This window comes from Pigmentiphaga aceris, from assembly GCF_008119665.1.
GTDB lineage: Bacteria > Pseudomonadota > Gammaproteobacteria > Burkholderiales > Burkholderiaceae_B > Pigmentiphaga > Pigmentiphaga aceris.
The window spans coordinates 5,394,505-5,411,938 of sequence record NZ_CP043046.1 but is presented as its reverse complement, the minus strand read 5'-3'; the positions used below and the strand labels follow the sequence as shown (position 1 = coordinate 5,411,938).

The following is a 17,434-nucleotide window of genomic DNA, read 5'->3' as shown; positions in this document are numbered from 1 at the left end:
GGCGGGCTGGACCGGACGCGAGTGCGCGCGCTTACTGCACAATGTCGGTTTCGCGCATTTAATTCACCTTTAAAACATGCTCAAAATCGGTTTGACCGGTGGTATCGGCTCGGGCAAGACCCGTGTGGCCGATCTGCTTGAAGCGCGTGGCGCAGCGATTATCGATTCCGATGCGATCGCGCACGCGCTCACCGCGCCGGGCGGCGCAGGCATTGCCCCGCTGCGCGCTGCTTTCGGTGACGAGATGATCGACGCCCAAGGCGCACTCGACCGTGCGCGGATGCGCGAGCTGGTGTTCCGTGACCGGGCCGCCAAGTCTCGGCTGGAAGCGATCCTGCACCCGATGATCCGCACACATATCGATGCGGCTGCCGCCGAGTCCATTGGCCTGTACCAGGTCTTCGTGGTGCCGCTGCTGGTTGAGTCAGGCCAATGGGCCGGTCGGGTCGACCGCGTCTGTGTGGTCGACTGCGATGAAGAAACCCAGATTCGCCGGGTGCAGTCCCGCAGCGGCCTGACGCGTGATGCGGTGGAACGCATCATGTTGGTGCAGGCAATGCGCGACGAGCGCCTGGGTGCGGCCGATGACGTCATCGTCAATGACGGTGCCACGACTGCCGACGAGCTGGAAGCACGCGTCGAGACGCTGCACGCGCGCTGGCGTGAATTGTCATCCTTGGCCTGACGCGCTACTGTGTTCTTCCGAACTCGCCACGCGTTTTTCTTCCTCGGTAGCGTATTGAGACGGTACGAACGGAATCCGCTTGCGGCTTGCTCGTCGGCAACCGCGTGGGTACATCATGCATTCGACCCGGACGGGCAAACGTGATTCTTTACGACTACCCATTCAATGAGCGGATTCGCACGCTGCTTAGGCTTGAAGACCTGTTCGAGAAGCTGTTTTTCTTCATCGGGCGCGGCGATGCACGTGAGCATCACGTTGCACTGACGCTGCTTTTTGACATTCTGGATGTGACTGCGCGTGCCGACGTGCGCAGTGATCTTGCCCAGGATCTGGAGAAGCAACGCCAGTCGCTGGCCGGTTTGCGCGAACACCCCGGTGTCGATCAGGATCTGCTGGCGACCATGCTGGGCCACATCGAGCAGGCGATTGCCGCCTTGACCGTGGCCACCGGCAAACCGGGTCAGGCTTTGCGCGATCACGACTGGTTGAACAGCATTCGCAGCCGCCTGGCGATCCCGGGCGGCGTCTGTGAATTCGACCTGCCGTCGTACCATGCGTGGCGTCACAAACCGGCGGAACTTCGCGAGAAGGATTTCATCGAATGGACATCGTCCTTGTTGCCGTTGCGTCATGGCCTGGCGATTGCGCTGAAATTGCTGCGTGAATCCGGCCAACGGGTCGATGCATTGGCGCAACAAGGTAACTTTCGTCGTCCGCTGGACGGCAAGGGCTACTTGTTGATGCGGGTGTATATCGACCCGCAGTTGGGCGTGTTTCCCGAGATCAGCGCCAACAAGTACATGGCGTCCATCCGATTTTTCAGCCAGGACGGCGCGATGCGCCCGCAGCCGGTGTCGCACGACGTGCCATTCCAGTTCGCCCTGTGCGCGAACCCCTGAATATTGCAGGAAGCGGTGTTGCGTTCACCTCGTAGCGCGACGCCGAGGTCTGCCCCCACCCAGGAACTGTTGCCGCAATGCCCAAAGTGAAATGCCCCACCTGTTCGCGTCCGGTCGAATGGGGCCCGGATAGCCCGTATCGACCGTTCTGCTCGGAACGCTGCAAGAAGATCGATCTGGGCGCATGGGCCGCCGAGAAGTTCTCGATTCCTGGCGCACCGCTGGAAAACGATGGATTGAGCGGTGACGCGCCCGACAAGCTGGATACGTACAAGCTGCAGTGAGGCTTCGATGGGCTGCTTTGATGTACAGCCTCGATAGACCGCTGCAATAGACGTGTCGCGTCGGTTGGCGGCATGACTGCCACAGGCAATTCTTTTCCGACGCTGTCTGAAAAAAACGGGGCTCAGGTTTTTGACCTGAGCCCCGTTTCACATCTGGATATTCAGCGCTGACCTGATCGACCCGCGCTTACCCAGCCTCTTGTTCGTTCCGTTTATTCGTCCCACACCCCACGAATCGCCGCAATCCCATGCGCGCCGTGACCAATCGCGGTCGCCAGTGTGTCCGGCCCTTGTCCGCCCAGCGCAAATACCGGCAAGCCCGCCTGGAGATTGAGCGCGGCAAATTGCTGCCAGCCCAGCGGTGCCCGGTCGGTATGCGAGGGCGTGGGCAGCACATTGCCCAGTGCCACGAAGTCTGCATCCAGCTTGCGCGCATTGGCCAGGTCATGTGCGGCATGAACCGAGACGCCCACCCAGCTTCCGGGGGCGATGTCGGGGCGGGGGCCACTGGCATCGCTGGCGCGCAGGTGCACGCCGTCGGCCTCGTTCCACCAGGCGGCCGGGTGCACGCTGTTGACCAGCACACGGCCACCGGCTGCGTGGGTGCGTTCGATCACATCACGCAATACCGCCAGCAGCGACGGCGCATTCGGGCCTTCGGGCCAGCCCGGTTCGCGGAATTGCACCAGGCGCAGACCACGTGCCAGCGCGGAATCCAGCTTGTGCATGAAGGCTGACAGATTGTCGGGGTTGTCGATGCCGGTGATGCCGTAGATATCCGGCACCTGCAGCCAGCGCATGGGCGGCAAGGTGGCGGGCAGCAGGGGGCCAACCGGCGGCGACAAGGTCAGGCCCAGGCCTTCCTCGACCGACAGCGCCGTGGCAGCCACGTGTGCCTCGGGCGAGGCATCGGGTGCCAGCGCCGCAATGCGTGCTTCGCGCGCGTTCACTGCAGCGGTAATGGCCGAGGTTTCGGCACGCCAGGCCTGTACCCACTGCACGTCCTGCGATTCCAGGCCGCGCGGCTCGCCATGCCAGCCGGTCACCCGGCAGAAGTGCAGGCGCACGGTCGCGTGCGGGTACGTGTGTTCGTGCGTCACCCAGGTGGTGGCCGCAGTCACGTCGATGCCAAGCTCTTCTTTCAGTTCACGTGCCAGGGCTTGCAGCACGGTTTCACCGGGTTCGAGCTTGCCGCCGGGCAGTTCCCACCAACCGGCGTAGGCCTTGCCTTCCGGGCGCTGGCCCAGCAGCACGCTGCCGTCGGCGCGCAGCAGCACGCCTGCCGCCACTTCCATTACCTTTCGCACTTCCTGGCCCGCTTGCAGGTTCATGATCAATAGTCCGCCACAGGATTAACGGTCACGTGCCCGGCCGGCAATGCGTCGCCTGCCGCAGCCTGGCGCGCTGCCCAGTCCTTGGCAAATTGCCATGCCACCCGACCCGAGCGCGAACCGCGTTCAATGGTCCACTGCAAGGCGGCGTGGCGCGCGGCGCTGATCGATGCGTCCGGCACACCCAGGTCACGCAGCCAGTGTTCGACGATGTCCAGATAGTCGTCTTGCTTGAATGGGTAGAACGACAGCCACAGGCCGAAGCGCTCCGACAGCGAGATCTTTTCCTCAACCGTTTCGCCAGGATGGATTTCGCCATCGGTCTGGTGCTTGGTCGACAGGTTTTCGCTCATGTACTCCGGCATCAGATGACGTCGGTTCGAGGTCGCGTAGATCAGCACGTTGTCGGTCGATGCGGCAATCGAGCCGTCCAGCACCGACTTCAATGCCTTGTAGCCGGCTTCGCCTTCCTCGAACGACAGGTCGTCGCAGAACACCACGAAGCGTTCCGGGCGGGGCGCCACCTGATCGACGATTTCCTGAAGGTCGGACAAGTCACCCTTGTCGACTTCGATCAGGCGCAGACCTGCCGGGGCGTGCGCCGCCAGCATGGCCTTCACCAGCGAGCTTTTGCCGGTGCCACGGGCACCGGTCATCAAGACGTTGTTGGCCGGACGACCCGCGAGGAACTGGCGGGTGTTGCGGTCAATGATTTCCTTCTGGCGATCGATGTGTTGCAGGTCATCGAGCTCGATGCGCGCAATGTGCTGCACCGGCTCCAACCAGCCTTGATTCCCGCGCCGACGCCAGCGAAACGCGTGCGCCGTCCAGTCGATCGGCGGCGGAGCCGGCGGCAGCCAGGCTTCCAGCTGGGCCAGCACACGTTCGGCGCGGCCGACCAGACGGATCAGGTCGGCGGCGGGCAGGGTCGGTTCGGGGGTGCTCACATCGTCTCCAGGCAGGTGTTTTGCGGCCGAGGTTCCACGGCCGGTTTCTACGAGCAGTGTTTTAAAAACCGGCTTTCAGGGCCGGTTTGAACGCGGCGCTTGCGAGCCGCCTATGAGGTCGATTGCAAGGCTGGTTTTAGACCAGTCTTGAAACCAGCGTCAGATTTTTATGAGCGGTAATCAGCGTTGATGCTGACGTACTCATGCGAGAAGTCGCAGGTGTAGACCGTGTCGGTCACGTTGCCACGACCCAGATCGATGCGCACCAGGATTTCTGGTTGCTTCATCACGCGCTGGCCGTCGGCTTCCTGGTAGTCGGGGTTGCGGCCACCGTTCTTGGCCACCCAGACGTCGTCCAGCCACATGTTCACGCCGCCCACGTCCAGGTCAGCAATGCCGGCGTAGCCGATGGCCGCCAGAATGCGGCCCAGATTTGGGTCCGAGGCGAAGAAAGCGGTTTTCACCAGTGGCGAGTGGCCGATGGCGTATGCCACCTTCAGCGCTTCTTCCGTGCTGCCAGCGCCTTCCACTTTCACCGTGATGAACTTGGTCGCGCCTTCGGCATCACGCACGATCAGTTGTGCCAGTTCGGCAGCAACGTCAACCAGCGCCTGGCGCAGTGCCGCGAAATCGGCGTGCGCGCGGTCGTTCACCTGCAGGCCGCTCTTGCCGGTGGCCGCGATGATGAAGGAATCGTTGGTCGAGGTATCGCCGTCGATGGTGATGCGGTTGAACGAGTTGTCGGCCACTTCACGGGCCAGTTCCTTCAGCAGCGCCGGGGCAATGCCCGCATCGGTGCCCAGGAAGCCCAGCATGGTCGCCATGTTCGGGCGGATCATGCCCGCGCCCTTGCTGATGCCGGTGAAGGTCACGTCCTTACCGCCCAGCTGGACTTTGCGCGACACGACCTTCGGCAGCGTGTCGGTGGTCATGATGCCGTGTGCGGCCTCGAACCATTGGTTCGGGCCCAGCGCAGCCACAGCCTTGGGCAGGGCGGCAACGATGCGGTCCACCGGCAGGGGTTCGAGAATCACACCGGTGGAAAACGGCAGCACTTGTGCGGGCGCAATGTCCAGCAGCTTGGCGACGGCATCGCAGGTGGCGTTGGCAGCGGCCAGGCCCGGTTCACCCGTGCCCGCGTTGGCGTTGCCGGTGTTGATGACCAGCGCGCGAATGCCGTTGCCTGCCTGTGCCAGGTGCGCTTGGCACACTTGCACGGGAGCGGCGCAGAAGCGGTTCAGCGTGAACACGCCGGCCACCGAGGTGCCTTCGGCCAGACGGAACACCGTCAGGTCGCGGCGGTTGGCTTTGCGGACACCGGCTTCGGTCACGCCGATTTCAATGCCGGGAACGCCGAAGATGTCTTCCTGGGCGGGGATATGCAGATTGACGGCCATGTCGATCCTGGAAAAAAGGGGGCGGGCGGCTTGCGCACACCGCAGGGGGAATATTTTGCCTCAGGCCCCGGGCCACAGCAGCCGTGCTGCCGTGTTTCGGGGCCAGGAGATGGTCAGCAATTGTTGGATTGCAGCCCGTGCCTGGTGGTTGATATCAGCGGTCGATCTCAACAAGGTCAGGGCTGCCAAGCAAGTCTGCCGGCGAGCAGTTACCGAAGTGCGGCAAACGCCAGGTCGGTGACGGCGCGCGTTGCTTCGATCACGTCATCATCATGGGTGATCGACACGAACCCGGCTTCGTAGGCGGACGGCGCAAAGTACACGCCGCCTGCCAGCGAGCCGTGGAAGAAGGCGTTGAAGCGTTCACGGTCCGAGGTCGTTACCTGGGCGAAGCTGGTCGGAATGCTTTCGCTGAAATACAGGCCGAACATGCCGCCCACCGAATCCGCCACAAACGGAATGCCGGCTGCTGCGGCACCGGCTTCCAGCGCATCGACCAGCTTGATGGTCTGGGCTTCCAGGCGCGGGTAGAAATCAGGCTTGTCGATCAGCTTCAAGGTCTGGATACCAGCGGCCACGGCCACCGGATTGCCCGACAGCGTGCCGGCCTGGTAGACCGCGCCCAGCGGGGCGATGCAGGCCATGATGTCCTTGCGGCCACCGAAGGCACCCACCGGCATGCCGCCGCCAATCACCTTGCCCAGCGTGGTCAGGTCGGGCGTGATGTCGTACAGGCCTTGCACGCCTTGCGGGCCGACGCGGAAACCGGTCATCACTTCGTCGAAGATCAGCACCGCGCCGTGGCGGGTGCACAGCTCGCGCAGGCCTTCCAGGAAGCCCGGCAGCGGTTTGATCAGATTCATGTTGCCGGCAATCGGCTCCACGATGATGCAGGCGATCTGGTCCGGGAAGGCATTGAAAGCGGCTTCCACCGAGTTCAGGTCGTTGTAGTCCAGCACCAGGGTATGGGCAGCGAATTCGGCCGGCACGCCAGCAGACGTCGGGTTGCCCAGGGCCAACATGCCCGAGCCCGCCTTGACCAGCAAGCTGTCGGAGTGACCGTGATAGCAGCCTTCGAACTTGATCAGCTTGTCGCGGCCGGTGAAACCACGCGCCAGGCGAATCGCGCTCATGGTGGCTTCGGTGCCCGAGCTGACCAGGCGAACCTGTTCCATCGACGGCAGGCGTTCGATCAGCAGTTCGGCGATCTCGATTTCGCCTTCGCTGGGCGCGCCGAAGGACAGGCCGTTGACGGCCGCTTCCTGCACCGCCTGGATCACCTGCGGATGGGCGTGGCCCAGAATGGCCGGACCCCAGGAGCCGACGTAGTCGATGTATTGCTTGTCATCGGCGTCCCAGACGTGGGGGCCAAGAGCGCGCGTCAGGAAGCGCGGCGTGCCGCCAACCGAGCGAAAGGCCCGCACCGGCGAGTTCACGCCGCCAGGAATGCTGCGGGAGGCGCGTTCAAACAATTCTGCGTTACGGCTCATGGGGGTAGGTCCGGTCAAAGAATAGGGGGAAGCGCAGGGGAAATCGCGGAGGTAGTCGCGGCCGGCACTGCGCCAGCGGAACCAACAGGCTGCGCGCTGAACGCCTGATGCAAGCGGCGCGCCGTGGCCTCGATGTCCGCGCTGTCGAACAGGGCGCTGATGACCGCCAGTGCATCGGCACCGGCTGCCGTCACCTGCGCAGCGTTGTCTGGCGTGATGCCGCCGATGGCCACCAGCGGTACGTGTGCTGCGCCAGGCAGCGCACGCGCTTGGGCAAACAAGGAAAGCGGCGCGTGCACGGCGGCCGGTTTGGTGGGAGAACCGAAGACTGCGCCAAAGGCCAGGTGATCGGCACCCGCTGCCAGCGCCGCCTGGGCGCGGGGCAGTTCGTTGTAGCAGGTGGCACCAATGCGCAAATGCGGGCCGGCAGCGCGTGCGGCGGCAATGTCGCCATCGTCGCGCCCCAGGTGTACGCCGTCTGCGCCCACGTCCAGCGCCAGTCGCCAGTCGTCATTGATGATGAACAGCACCCCCAGTTTCAGGGTTTCGTCGCGCAAGGCCAGAGCTTGCGCCCGGCGTTGCTCGGGCGTAACCAGCTTGCGGCGCAGTTGCAGCACGCGCATGCCGCCCCGGGCAGCGGCGCGCACGCCGTCGATCAGGCGATCGGTGTCGTCCCATTCGGGCGTCAAGCCGTAGACGCCCGCCAACGAGGTGGACGTGTTCAGTGTGCTGGGGGTCATGGGTTCCTGCTCATGCTGTCGTGCTCATGCAATGCCACCCGATTCGGTCATGGTTCGATCTGCGTGGTTGATCTACGAGGTTGGTCTACGAGGTTGATCTACATGCAACCCGCTCAGTCCTCGGTTTCCGCATCCAGCCCGGCTGCAGCTGCCTCGGCCGCTTCTGCTGCGGCCTTGCGGGCCCAGAAGAAACGATCGGGCAACATGCGGCCCATGCCAGGGCGAAAACCTGCCGACAGTGCCTGCCAGGTGTAGTCCTGCGCCTCGGCCACCGCGTCCTGAATATCCAGGCCGTGCGACAGCAGCGCGGCCACAGCCGTCGACAGCGTACTGCCGGCACCTCGGTAATTGCCGGGCAGACGCGGCCAGGGGTAGGCCACGGTCGGCTCGTCTGCACCGTACAGATGGTTGACAACCTGTTCGCCCGGCTCGTGCAGGCCGGTGGTCAGCACGCGCTCTGCGCCCAGCGCCAGCAGCATCTGCACCGCATCTTCGGCATCGCTTTCCGCGCCTTCGGTGTCCGAGATCAGCACCCCGTCGTGCAGCCACTGGCTCAGGCGCTGACGATCGACCACCACCAGCTTCGACTGCGGCACCAGCAGTTCGATGGTGGCGGCAAGCACGTCTTCCGCGCCATCTTCCGTCTCGGCATCGGGCGTTTCCGGGGGGTCGGCGCCCAGGTGCAGCACCAGCGGCAGGGCGCTGTAATCGGCAGACAGTTCGGCCACCACGCTCACGGCCTCGGTGGTGAACAGGCCACCCACCTTCATGGCACGCACCGGCATGTCTTCAAGCAGGCAGCGCGCCTGGTCATCGATCCAGTCGGAGTTGATCGGGCGCGAGTCTTCCAGGCCGGCAGAGTCTTGTACGGTCAGGCCGGTCAGCACACTGAGCACGTGGCAACCCATGCTGGCACCGGTGAGCAGGTCGGACTGGATACCGCCACCGCCGGTAGGGTCCGACGGCGACAGGCAGATCATCAAAGGAGGGGGAGGAGTCTGAGCGGTCAAACTGTGTGCAACAGCCAGAAACGGGATTGCGCATGCGCTGGAAGACGGGCACGCGGTCCACGGTGATTCGGTAAGATTGGGGATTCTAATTGATGCTCACCAAAGAACCCCCAATGCGTACCTGGATGTGTCTCATCTGCGGCTGGATATACGACGAGGAAACCGGTTGGCCCGAAGACGGTATTGCGCCCGGCACCCGGTGGGAAGACGTGCCGCCCAACTGGGTCTGTCCGGAGTGCAATGCGCGCAAGGAAGATTTCGAGATGGTCGAAGTCTGAGCTGAAAATTCTGCAAGCGTCTGCCGACCTCGTCGGACGTCCACCTTGTGGTGAATGCTGTGGCGGTCTGCGTGTGCCGCGACAAGGCAATGCGCCTGATATGTCTAGCCTGATACGCCTGTATTCATAGGCGCGTGCTACATAGGCATATTAGGCATATGCAGCCTGACCGGCTTCACCCTCGCATTACAATAAAGCCATGAGCGACGCCTCTCCCATCGATTTATCGAATCAGTTCCTGATCGCCATGCCCGGCATGGTCGATCCGAACTTTGCTGGTGCCGTCATCTATGTGTGCGAACACAATGCCGACGGAGCGCTAGGCCTGGTCATCAATCGGCCTACCGATCTGAGCATGGCGACGCTGTTCGAGCGTATCGACATGCCGCTCGAATCGTCGCCGATCAAGGATTCCCCGGTGTATTTCGGCGGTCCGGTGCATACCGACCGCGGTTTTGTGCTGCACGCTCCGATTGGTGCCTATGGTTCCAGTCTGGCGGTGGGCTCGGGCCTGGCGCTGACCACCTCTCGCGATGTGCTGCAGGCAGTTGCCAATGGCGAAGGGCCGGCGCAAATCCTGGTCACACTGGGGTATTCGGGCTGGGAAGCGGGTCAGCTTGAATCCGAAATTGCGCAAAACGCCTGGCTGAGCGTGCTGGCCGACCCGGCCGTGATCTTCGATGTGCCCGCCAGCGACCGCTTCACCGCTGCGCTGCGCCTGCTTGGCATCGATCCCATCATGCTGGCGGGTGAAGCAGGGCATGCCTGAAGAAACCCTGTTGGCCTTTGACATCGGTGTGAAGCGAATCGGCGTGGCCATGGGCAATACGCTGATGCGCGAAGCCCGGCCGCTTGAAATCATTCCTGCCGGCACCCGTGATTCCCGATTCGCCCGGATTGCCGCCTTGTTCAAGGAATGGCAACCGCAGCGCATCGTGGTCGGCCTGTCTTTGGCCGCCGACGGCGGCGAGCAGCCCATGACAGTCCAATGCCGCCGTTTCGCCAATCAGATCTATGGCCGCTTTGGCCTGCCGGTGGTGCTGGTGGACGAGCGGTATTCGTCGATGATCGCGCAGTCCCAGCGGAAACTGAAACGTGGCGAAGGCGACGACGCCTTGGCTGCTGCCGTGATTTTGCAGCGTTATTTCGACGATCCGCTGGCCATTGAGCTGCCCACAGCGATGCCGGTTGCGAAGTCGCCAGCGGCGTCAGTGCCAGACGGCGAGGGTGCTGATGCGCCGCCTGTCGCTGCGCAGTCTTCCGACGCCCCGCCCCCCATTTCCCCCGAGACGAGTTCCTGATGACCCTCTCCGCCAGTCCTTCGCCGGCGCCAGACGCCGAAGCCCTGTATGCCGTGCTGCGTGACGCCATGCGTGGGTGGATCGACGCGCTGCCCGCTGGCAGCGTCCACCTGGTCGGCCTGCATTCCGGTGGTGCCTGGCTGGCCGAACGGCTGCATGCCGACCTGGGGCTGGCGTCTGCACTGGGCACACTCGACATCAGCTTCTACCGTGACGACTACGACCGCATCGGCCTGCACACGCAGGTCAAGCCGTCCGACATCTCGTTCCCGGTGGACGACAAGCACATCATCGTGATCGACGACGTGCTGTACACCGGGCGCACCATCCGTGCTGCCATGAACGAGTTGTTCGACTATGGCCGTCCGGCATCCATCCGCCTGGCGGTGCTGGTGGAACGTGCCGGCCGAGAATTGCCGGTGGAAGCCGGCTTTGTGGCTGCTCACCTGGACGTCGCGGCCGGCACCAGCGTGGTGCTGTCGCAGCAGGACGCCCGTTTTGTGCTTACCTTCGAACCCATCCCGGAGTCTCGCGATGCGTAACCCGCAACTGAACAAGCACGGCGAGCTGACGCACCTGCTGACCATTGAAGGGCTGCCGCGCGACATCGTCACGCACATCCTGGACACCGCCGAATCCTTCGTGCCGCTGGCCGAACGCGACGTGAAGAAGCTGCCGCTGCTGCGCGGCAAAAGCGTGTTCAACCTGTTCTTCGAGAACAGCACGCGCACGCGTACCACCTTCGAGATCGCGGCCAAGCGCCTGTCGGCCGATGTGTACAACCTGAACATCAATGCGTCCTCGACCAGCAAGGGCGAGTCGCTCTTGGACACCATCAACAATCTGTCGGCCATGCAGGCCGACATGTTCGTGGTGCGCCATGCGTCCAGCGGTGCCCCGCACCTGATCGCCCAGCACGTTGCCCCGCATCTGCACGTGATCAACGCCGGTGACGGCCGCCATGCGCATCCCACGCAGGGCTTGTTGGACATGTACACGATCCGTCACTACAAGAAGGAGTTCCACAACCTTCGTGTGGCCATCGTGGGCGACATTCTGCATTCGCGCGTGGCACGTTCGGACATCCATGCGCTGTCCACCCTGGGTGTGCCGGAAATCCGTGCCATCGGCCCGTTGACCTTGCTGCCCGCAGGCATGGAGCAGATGGGTGTGAAGGTCTACACCGACATGGAAGAAGGCCTGCGTGGCGTGGACGTGATCATCATGTTGCGCCTGCAGAACGAGCGCATGCGCGGTGCGCTGCTGCCGTCGGCGCAGGAATACTTCAAGCACTACGGCCTGACGCAGGAGAAGCTTGCGCTGGCGGCTCCTGACGCCATCGTGATGCACCCCGGCCCGATGAATCGCGGGGTGGAAATCGAGTCGGCCGTGGCCGATGGCAAGCAGGCTGTGATCCTGAATCAGGTCACGTTCGGCATTGCGGTCCGCATGGCCGTCATGAGCATTGTTGGAGGGGCGTGAGGCCATGAAACTGCATATTCAAGGCGGTCGCCTGATCGATCCGGCCAATGGTGTCGACGGTTTGCACGACGTATTCATCGCAGCCGGCAGGGTGATCGGCATCGGCGATGCGCCGGCCGATTTTGTGGCCGACCGCGTCATCGACGCCAAGGGCCTGGCGGTATTGCCCGGGCTGGTCGATTTGTCGGCGCGACTGCGCGAGCCCGGTTTCGAATACCGCGCCACGCTGGAATCCGAGATGCGCGCGGCGTTGGCCGGTGGTGTCACCAGCCTGGTGCTGCCGCCCGATACCGATCCCACGCTGGACGAACCCGGTCTGGTCGAGATGCTGAAGCATCGTGCCCGGCTGTTGAACCAGGCGCATCTGTATCCGCTGGGCGCCATGACCGTCGGCCTGAAAGGCGAAGTCATCACCGAGATGGCCGAATTGACCGAAGCCGGGTGCGTGGCCTTCTCGCAAGCCGATGTGGCGATTACCGACATCAACGTGCTGCTGCGCGCCATGCAGTACGCCAAGACCTTCGACTACGCGCTGTGGCTGCGTCCCCAAGACCCGTGGCTGACCCGTGATGGTGTCGCCGCCGCCGGCCCGATGGCCTCGCGTCTGGGCTTGTCGGGCATCCCTGTCATGGCCGAAACCATTGCGCTGCACACCATTTTCGAGCTGCAACGCGCCACCGGTGCACGCCTGCACCTGTGCCGTATTTCCAGCGCGGCTGGCCTGGAATTGATTCGCCAGGCACGTGCCGAAGGTCTGCCCGTTACCTGCGACGTCAGCGCCCATCACGTGCATCTGACCGACGTGGACATCGGCTACTTTGATTCCCACTGCCGTTTGATTCCGCCGCTGCGTGGTCAGCGCGACCGCGATGCGATCCGTGCTGGCCTGGCCAACGGCGTCATCGATGCCATCTGCTCGGATCACACGCCTGTCGATGACGACAACAAGCTGTTGCCGTTTGCCGAGGCAGAAGCCGGTGCCACCGGTCTGGAATTGCTGCTGTCGCTGGCCGTGAAGTGGGCCATGGACGGTGGTCACTCTTTGAGCGATGCCATTGCGCGCGTCACCATCGACCCGGCTCGGGTGCTGGGCAGCAAGGTATTGCCGTCTTGCGGTCAGTTGGGCAAGGGCTCGCTCGCCGACCTGTGCGTGGTCGATCTCGACACCTACTGGACGGTGAACGATTCGACGCTGCTCAGCCAGGGCAAACACACGCCGTTCCTCGGCATGGAGCTGCCCGCCCGGGTGCGCACCACCGTGGTGGCCGGGCAGATCGTGTACGAACTGCCTGCGTGATGGCGGCGCGCGTCTGATGCAAGTCCTTCGTTTCGGTGTTCATCTGGTGGCCGTGCTGTGCTGGCTGTTGCTCGCATTCGTTGTGATGCTGCTGCTGTACAGCTGGGCGGGTCAGGATCGGCGCGCGCGTCTGGTCAGCTGGTGGTCGCGCGGCTTGCTGCGCCTGTCTGGCGTGCGCGTGAATGTGCGCGGTAAACCGCTGACCGGCAAAGGCGGTCTGTGGATTGCCAATCACGTGTCCTGGGTCGATATTTTCCTGTTGAACGGGGTGCAATCCACCTCGTTCATCGCCAAACAGGAAATCCGCAACTGGCCGGTGCTGGGCTTGCTGGTAGCGTCCGTGGGCACGTTGTTCATCGAACGCGGCAACCGCCGCGCCGTGCCGCGTATCAGCGAATTGATGCGCGAACGCTTCGAGCGCGGCCAGCGTATTGGCCTGTTCCCCGAAGGCACGACATCCGATGGCCTGGACGTGCTGCACTTCCACGGCGGCTTGTTCGAAGCCGCCTTGCGCAGTGGTGCTGCGATTCAGCCGGTGGCGCTGTGCTATCGCCATCACGGTAAACGCAGTGACTTCGCCGCGTATGTGGGCGATCAGTCCCTGGCGCAGAACGTGTGGAAGCTGTGGGGCGGTGGTGGTGTGTCGGTGGATGTGGTGTTTCTGCCCGAACTGGCAGGTACCGACGAACCCGATGTGCAACGCCAGGTGGTTGCGCGCCGGGCTTATGAAGCCATCCGGCGCGAAGTCATCAAAGAAGTTGCCGAGCCGGCAACCGAGGCGCGTGTCGCGCAGGTGGTCTGAGCTCACCTGCTGGCCAAGCTCACCCGTCGTCCAAACGCACCACCGAAGATTGCATATCGCCACCTGCTGACGACATGCAATGTTCCAACTACCGTTAACGAACGATCTTGCCGTAGCCGCCGTAACCCATTGACCGCACCATCAGCAGGTCGCGGATATTGGTGTCGATGGGCATGGCATAGTCATGCGCCGCCACCACGCGGTTGCCGTTCGGCACCACGATTTTCAGGCTGATATACAGCATGTTGCGCGACGATGCGTAGGTGCCCACCACAACGGCCTGCGCACGATGCGTCTGCGTCAGTTCACGCACTTCACGCGACAGCAGCAGCGCGCCTTCCTGCTGAATGAACAGGTTTTCACGCAGCTTCAGTTCTTCGACCGCATGGCCGTGCGCGGTGATCCGGCTGGAAATCTGCTCCGAGAACAGCCGCCCCAGGCGCGACGACTCGTTGAGCGAATCCAGGCTCACCAGGGTGGCCACCAGCAGCGGCTCGTTCGGTGCCAGCTGCACCCCCGCCAGCAGGATGTCGACGGCCTCGTAGTTGGCAGCAATCAGATCCGTGCGTACAGCGGCCTGTTCAGGCGTAGGGGCGCAGCCCGCCAGCGCCAGGGCCGATGCGCCCAGCGCGGCAGCACAAAAAACTCGTCGATTCATCACCATTGCACCGTCTGCCAGGTTTTCACGACCGTGGGCACCGGAGGCGGCGCACGGTAATACAGCGACTGCTCCGCGCGCGTAATGCGGTAGGAATTCGACGTGCGCGACAGATACAGGTCGTTGTTCTGAAGCGCGGTGCTGATCAGCACTTCGTTCTGCTGGGAAATCACCTGGGCATCGAAGCGAAGCTCCAGCCCGCCGGCGATCAGCGACGTGGCAACCGGAACGTTATGGTCCACCAGGCGCGTGCGCAGCAGTTCTACGAAACTGTCGTCAAAGGGCGTGGCGCGCGTACCGGATACATACACCGGCATCGGCGGACCTTCCTGGCGACGGACAGCCTCGGATGCGCGTGCGGCAACCTCGTTGGCAAGCCTGTCCCATTGCTGGAGCGCGCGCAGGCGTCGTCGCTCGATCACCTGAACTTCAGCGGCGGGCGTGCCACCGGGGATGGCCGATTCATTGGCAAGCCTGTCCCACTGCGGCAAGGTACGCAGGCGTTGTTGCTCGCTCGGCTGCATATCGTCATCGGCAAGCAGGTCGCCACGCGGGGCGCATCCGGCAAGCCAGAGCGCAACAAAGGCCAGCGAGGCCAGCCGGAAAATATTCATTGGAATGTCTCGCAGGAATCTATCTGCCGAGCATAGACGCACGGCCGAGCCGCTGTCTTGGGAACAGACGTGGCTTTACCGGGTAATTGTCGCGGCAATGCCGCAAATCATCCGGGTTTTTGGTATTGCGGGCACTGAATCTGCACTTTTTCACGGGTTTCCAGGCAGATAGCCGTCAATTGGCCACCCCAGACACAGCCGGAATCCAGCGCCAGCAGATTGGGCCGTTCCACCACCCCCAGCGTCGACCAGTGCCCAAAAACCACAGTCACATCGTTGGTGGCGCGTTTTGGTACGTCAAACCAGGGGTACAGGCCCGACGGTGCCTTGGCCGAGTCTTTAGTCTTGAAGTCGATTTCGCCCTTGGCGGAACAGAATCGCATTCGGGTCAGCGCGTTCACGATCACACGCAGGCGGTCACTGCCCTGCAGGCTGTCCTTCCAGCGACGCGGCTCGTTGCCGTACATCTGGCTGAGAAACGCCTGCCAAAGCGGGCCGCGCAGCACTGCACCGATCTCATCGGCCAGCGCCACGGCTTGTTCGGCGGTCCAGTCCGGCAGCACACCGGCATGCACCAGCAAGTGTCCGTTCTCGAAATGGGCCAGCGGCTGCATGCGCAGCCAGTCGATCAGCTCGATCGCATCCGGGGCGTCCAGAATTTCCTGGATGGTGTCCGACTTGCTGGCGGGACGAATGCCAGCGGCAACTGCCAGCAAGTGCAGGTCGTGGTTGCCCAGCACCGTCAGTGCACGCGCACCCATGGCCTTGACGCGTCGCAGGGTGGCCAGCGAAGCAGGCCCCCGATTGACCAGATCACCCGCAAACCAGAACCGTGCGTCGGCGTCGGCCGCAATCGAGGGCTGCGCCAACAACGCATCCAGGGATTCACAACATCCCTGCAAATCGCCCACTACCCAGGTACTCATGTCGGAGCCTGGCGCGGTGGGGGCGGTTTACGTCCGGTCAGCCGGGCCATCTTCAAGGCAATGGCGTTACGGTTTTCCATCAGCAGCAGGGCGGTCATGGCCAAGACCAGCGCAAACGCGTTCGGTACGATGGCCGTCACCCAGGCCGGCCATTTGTTCAGCATGCCGATGTTCAGCGACAGCTGATTCAGCAGGAAGAAGCCCACACCCAGCAAAATGCCCGCGAACACCTTGGTGCCCACGCCACCTTTACGGGTCTGCACAAACCCCAGCGGGGCGGCAATGGCGATCATCACCAGCAAGGTGAACGGATAGATCAGCTTGCGCCACACCGCCACAATCTGCCGGTCGGCAGTCAGGTGGTTGTCGCTCAGGTACTGGATATATTCGAATAGATTCAGGAACGACATGCGTTCAGGGGTCAGCACCCGCGCCAGCAGCAGCTCAGGCGTCAGGGTGGTGCTGATTTCGTGCGTGGCTTCCGAATGCACCTCGACCGGCTTGGTGTCGGGTGAAATAGGGTCATTCGGGTTGCCCAGCGGGTGGATGGTGTTGATCATCACCTGCTGCAACTGCATTTTTCCGGCTTCGAAGGTGGCGGTTTGCGCCGCCATCAAGGTCTTCAGTTCCTGCGCCTGATCGAAGTCATAGACCGTCACGACCGCCGCATTGTGCGATCCGCGCAAGGCACCGACATTGATCACCCGCAGTCCGCCAGCGGAATTGGTCTCACGGAACCAATAGCCGCTGCGCAGAATGTTCGAGCGCCCGGCGTCACCACGCAGCGCCAGTTTGGCTTCGCTGAGCTTCAGTTCAGCCAACGGGGTCAGGAACTCCGCCAGCAGCAGCGCACCTACCAACACCGGGATCGAAGACAGCCACAGCATGCGCAGCAGCTTCATGCCGCTTACGCCCGACACCCGCAAGATCACCAGTTCGTGTCGCTGCGCCAGCCCCGCCAGCCCCAGAATGGCCCCGATCAGCAATCCGATCGGCAACAGGTCGTACAGCCGGGTCGGGAGCGCCAGGAATTCCAGATAGAACAGGTGGTAGAGCTTGAACGAGCCGCGTCCTACCTGATCGAGCTGGTCAACGACGGAAAAGAACGTGAACAAGCCGATCAAGGCAAGCACGACAACGGCAGCCGATCGATAAATCTCGCGGGCTAGGTAACGACGGGCAGTCTTCAAGGCAGCAGGCTAGACAAAGAAGCGCAGGGAACTCAAACGAAGGGAACTCAAACGCAAGAAACTCAAACGCAGGGAACTCGCGCAACGAGCGTTGCGCGAAAGA

General features: G+C 63.1%; 19 protein-coding genes and 1 pseudogene. 10 read left to right on the top strand and 10 right to left on the bottom strand.

What is annotated here, in order from left to right; genetic code table 11:
* Positions 1-76 precede the first annotated feature (76 nt).
* From coaE to yacG, 3 genes are all read left to right on the top strand, one after another.
* On the top strand, positions 77-685 hold the full coding sequence (coaE, locus tag FXN63_RS23320) for a dephospho-CoA kinase (RefSeq protein WP_148817910.1): 609 nt from the start codon (positions 77-79) through the stop codon (positions 683-685).
* Between the two features lie 140 nt (positions 686-825).
* A complete protein-coding gene (gene zapD / locus FXN63_RS23315) occupies positions 826-1,584 on the top strand; it encodes a cell division protein ZapD (RefSeq protein WP_148817909.1) in 759 nt (252 codons plus the stop codon).
* A 77-nt stretch (positions 1,585-1,661) separates the two neighbouring features.
* A complete protein-coding gene (yacG, locus tag FXN63_RS23310; protein ID WP_148817908.1) occupies positions 1,662-1,868 on the top strand; it encodes a DNA gyrase inhibitor YacG in 207 nt (68 codons plus the stop codon).
* Positions 1,869-2,080: 212 nt separating this feature from the next.
* On the opposite strand, the gene FXN63_RS23305 is transcribed toward yacG, so the two are convergent.
* From FXN63_RS23305 to thiD, 6 genes are all read right to left on the bottom strand, one after another.
* Complete coding sequence (locus tag FXN63_RS23305) at positions 2,081-3,199, bottom strand: thiamine phosphate synthase (RefSeq protein ID WP_148817907.1); 1,119 nt, start codon at positions 3,197-3,199, stop codon at positions 2,081-2,083.
* A 2-nt stretch (positions 3,200-3,201) separates the two neighbouring features.
* Positions 3,202-4,125: an ATP-binding protein gene (locus FXN63_RS23300; protein WP_148819746.1), complete on the bottom strand. Its 924-nt coding sequence runs from the start codon at positions 4,123-4,125 to the stop codon at positions 3,202-3,204.
* A 188-nt stretch (positions 4,126-4,313) separates the two neighbouring features.
* On the bottom strand, positions 4,314-5,543 hold the full coding sequence (gene argJ, locus FXN63_RS23295; RefSeq protein WP_148817906.1) for a bifunctional glutamate N-acetyltransferase/amino-acid acetyltransferase ArgJ: 1,230 nt from the start codon (positions 5,541-5,543) through the stop codon (positions 4,314-4,316).
* 209 nt (positions 5,544-5,752) lie between these two features.
* Positions 5,753-7,033, bottom strand: a complete 1,281-nt coding sequence (hemL, locus tag FXN63_RS23290) for a glutamate-1-semialdehyde 2,1-aminomutase (RefSeq protein WP_148817905.1) — start codon at positions 7,031-7,033, stop codon at positions 5,753-5,755.
* Positions 7,034-7,047: 14 nt separating this feature from the next.
* Positions 7,048-7,758, bottom strand: a complete 711-nt coding sequence (gene thiE, locus FXN63_RS23285) for a thiamine phosphate synthase (protein ID WP_425468748.1) — start codon at positions 7,756-7,758, stop codon at positions 7,048-7,050.
* A 128-nt stretch (positions 7,759-7,886) separates the two neighbouring features.
* Entirely contained in the window at positions 7,887-8,783 is an 897-nt protein-coding gene (thiD, locus tag FXN63_RS23280) for a bifunctional hydroxymethylpyrimidine kinase/phosphomethylpyrimidine kinase (RefSeq protein ID WP_222863960.1), read from the bottom strand.
* Between the two features lie 113 nt (positions 8,784-8,896).
* Between thiD and FXN63_RS23275 the strand changes: the two genes are divergently transcribed.
* From FXN63_RS23275 to FXN63_RS23245, 7 genes and pseudogenes are all read left to right on the top strand, one after another.
* A complete protein-coding gene (locus FXN63_RS23275) occupies positions 8,897-9,061 on the top strand; it encodes a rubredoxin (protein WP_148817903.1) in 165 nt (54 codons plus the stop codon).
* A gap of 199 nt (positions 9,062-9,260) precedes the next feature.
* Positions 9,261-9,830, top strand: coding sequence for a YqgE/AlgH family protein (locus tag FXN63_RS23270; protein ID WP_148817902.1), 570 nt, complete (start codon positions 9,261-9,263; stop codon positions 9,828-9,830).
* Positions 9,823-10,212 (top strand): annotated as a pseudogene (ruvX, locus tag FXN63_RS23265) (Holliday junction resolvase RuvX); the annotation flags it as partial. The gene FXN63_RS23270 and the pseudogene ruvX, both read left to right, overlap by 8 nt.
* A 149-nt stretch (positions 10,213-10,361) precedes the next feature.
* The gene (gene pyrR, locus FXN63_RS23260) at positions 10,362-10,904 is read left to right on the top strand and encodes a bifunctional pyr operon transcriptional regulator/uracil phosphoribosyltransferase PyrR (RefSeq protein WP_148817900.1); all 543 of its coding nucleotides are present in this window, start codon (positions 10,362-10,364) and stop codon (positions 10,902-10,904) included.
* Positions 10,897-11,844 (top strand): aspartate carbamoyltransferase catalytic subunit, encoded by a 948-nt coding sequence (locus FXN63_RS23255; RefSeq protein ID WP_148817899.1) that lies wholly within the window; start codon positions 10,897-10,899, stop codon positions 11,842-11,844. The genes pyrR and FXN63_RS23255 overlap by 8 nt, the downstream gene beginning before the upstream one ends.
* A 4-nt stretch (positions 11,845-11,848) precedes the next feature.
* Entirely contained in the window at positions 11,849-13,141 is a 1,293-nt protein-coding gene (locus tag FXN63_RS23250) for a dihydroorotase (protein WP_148817898.1), read from the top strand.
* A 16-nt stretch (positions 13,142-13,157) separates the two neighbouring features.
* Positions 13,158-13,943: a lysophospholipid acyltransferase family protein gene (locus FXN63_RS23245; protein WP_246164952.1), complete on the top strand. Its 786-nt coding sequence runs from the start codon at positions 13,158-13,160 to the stop codon at positions 13,941-13,943.
* Between the two features lie 94 nt (positions 13,944-14,037).
* Here the strand turns inward: FXN63_RS23245 and FXN63_RS23240 are convergent, their stop codons facing one another.
* The 4 genes from FXN63_RS23240 to lptG all read right to left on the bottom strand — a co-directional run bounded on the left by FXN63_RS23240 (position 14,038) and on the right by lptG (position 17,331).
* Positions 14,038-14,601: a FlgO family outer membrane protein gene (locus tag FXN63_RS23240; RefSeq protein ID WP_148817897.1), complete on the bottom strand. Its 564-nt coding sequence runs from the start codon at positions 14,599-14,601 to the stop codon at positions 14,038-14,040.
* Positions 14,601-15,215: a hypothetical protein gene (locus FXN63_RS23235; RefSeq protein WP_148817896.1), complete on the bottom strand. Its 615-nt coding sequence runs from the start codon at positions 15,213-15,215 to the stop codon at positions 14,601-14,603. Before FXN63_RS23235 ends, FXN63_RS23240 begins: the two co-directional genes overlap by 1 nt.
* Before the next feature lie 107 nt (positions 15,216-15,322).
* Positions 15,323-16,141, bottom strand: a complete 819-nt coding sequence (locus tag FXN63_RS23230) for a symmetrical bis(5'-nucleosyl)-tetraphosphatase (RefSeq protein WP_148817895.1) — start codon at positions 16,139-16,141, stop codon at positions 15,323-15,325.
* The gene (lptG, locus tag FXN63_RS23225) at positions 16,138-17,331 is read right to left on the bottom strand and encodes an LPS export ABC transporter permease LptG (RefSeq protein WP_148817894.1); all 1,194 of its coding nucleotides are present in this window, start codon (positions 17,329-17,331) and stop codon (positions 16,138-16,140) included. The genes FXN63_RS23230 and lptG overlap by 4 nt, the downstream gene beginning before the upstream one ends.
* Positions 17,332-17,434 lie beyond the last annotated feature (103 nt).

Excerpts from the sequence above, each read along its gene's own strand:
- coaE (WP_148817910.1), top strand. The coding sequence starts at position 77 with ATGCTCAAAATCGGTTTGACCGGTGGTATCGGCTCGGGCAAGACCCGT.
- yacG (WP_148817908.1), top strand. The coding sequence starts at position 1,662 with ATGCCCAAAGTGAAATGCCCCACCTGTTCGCGTCCGGTCGAATGGGGC.
- FXN63_RS23305 (WP_148817907.1), bottom strand. The coding sequence starts at position 3,199 with ATGAACCTGCAAGCGGGCCAGGAAGTGCGAAAGGTAATGGAAGTGGCG.
- argJ (WP_148817906.1), bottom strand. The coding sequence starts at position 5,543 with ATGGCCGTCAATCTGCATATCCCCGCCCAGGAAGACATCTTCGGCGTT.
- hemL (WP_148817905.1), bottom strand. The coding sequence starts at position 7,033 with ATGAGCCGTAACGCAGAATTGTTTGAACGCGCCTCCCGCAGCATTCCT.
- FXN63_RS23275 (WP_148817903.1), top strand. The coding sequence starts at position 8,897 with ATGCGTACCTGGATGTGTCTCATCTGCGGCTGGATATACGACGAGGAA.
- FXN63_RS23270 (WP_148817902.1), top strand. The coding sequence starts at position 9,261 with ATGAGCGACGCCTCTCCCATCGATTTATCGAATCAGTTCCTGATCGCC.
- pyrR (WP_148817900.1), top strand. The coding sequence starts at position 10,362 with ATGACCCTCTCCGCCAGTCCTTCGCCGGCGCCAGACGCCGAAGCCCTG.
- FXN63_RS23255 (WP_148817899.1), top strand. The coding sequence starts at position 10,897 with ATGCGTAACCCGCAACTGAACAAGCACGGCGAGCTGACGCACCTGCTG.
- FXN63_RS23250 (WP_148817898.1), top strand. The coding sequence starts at position 11,849 with ATGAAACTGCATATTCAAGGCGGTCGCCTGATCGATCCGGCCAATGGT.
- FXN63_RS23245 (WP_246164952.1), top strand. The coding sequence starts at position 13,158 with ATGCAAGTCCTTCGTTTCGGTGTTCATCTGGTGGCCGTGCTGTGCTGG.
- FXN63_RS23240 (WP_148817897.1), bottom strand. The coding sequence starts at position 14,601 with ATGAATCGACGAGTTTTTTGTGCTGCCGCGCTGGGCGCATCGGCCCTG.
- FXN63_RS23235 (WP_148817896.1), bottom strand. The coding sequence starts at position 15,215 with ATGAATATTTTCCGGCTGGCCTCGCTGGCCTTTGTTGCGCTCTGGCTT.
- FXN63_RS23230 (WP_148817895.1), bottom strand. The coding sequence starts at position 16,141 with ATGAGTACCTGGGTAGTGGGCGATTTGCAGGGATGTTGTGAATCCCTG.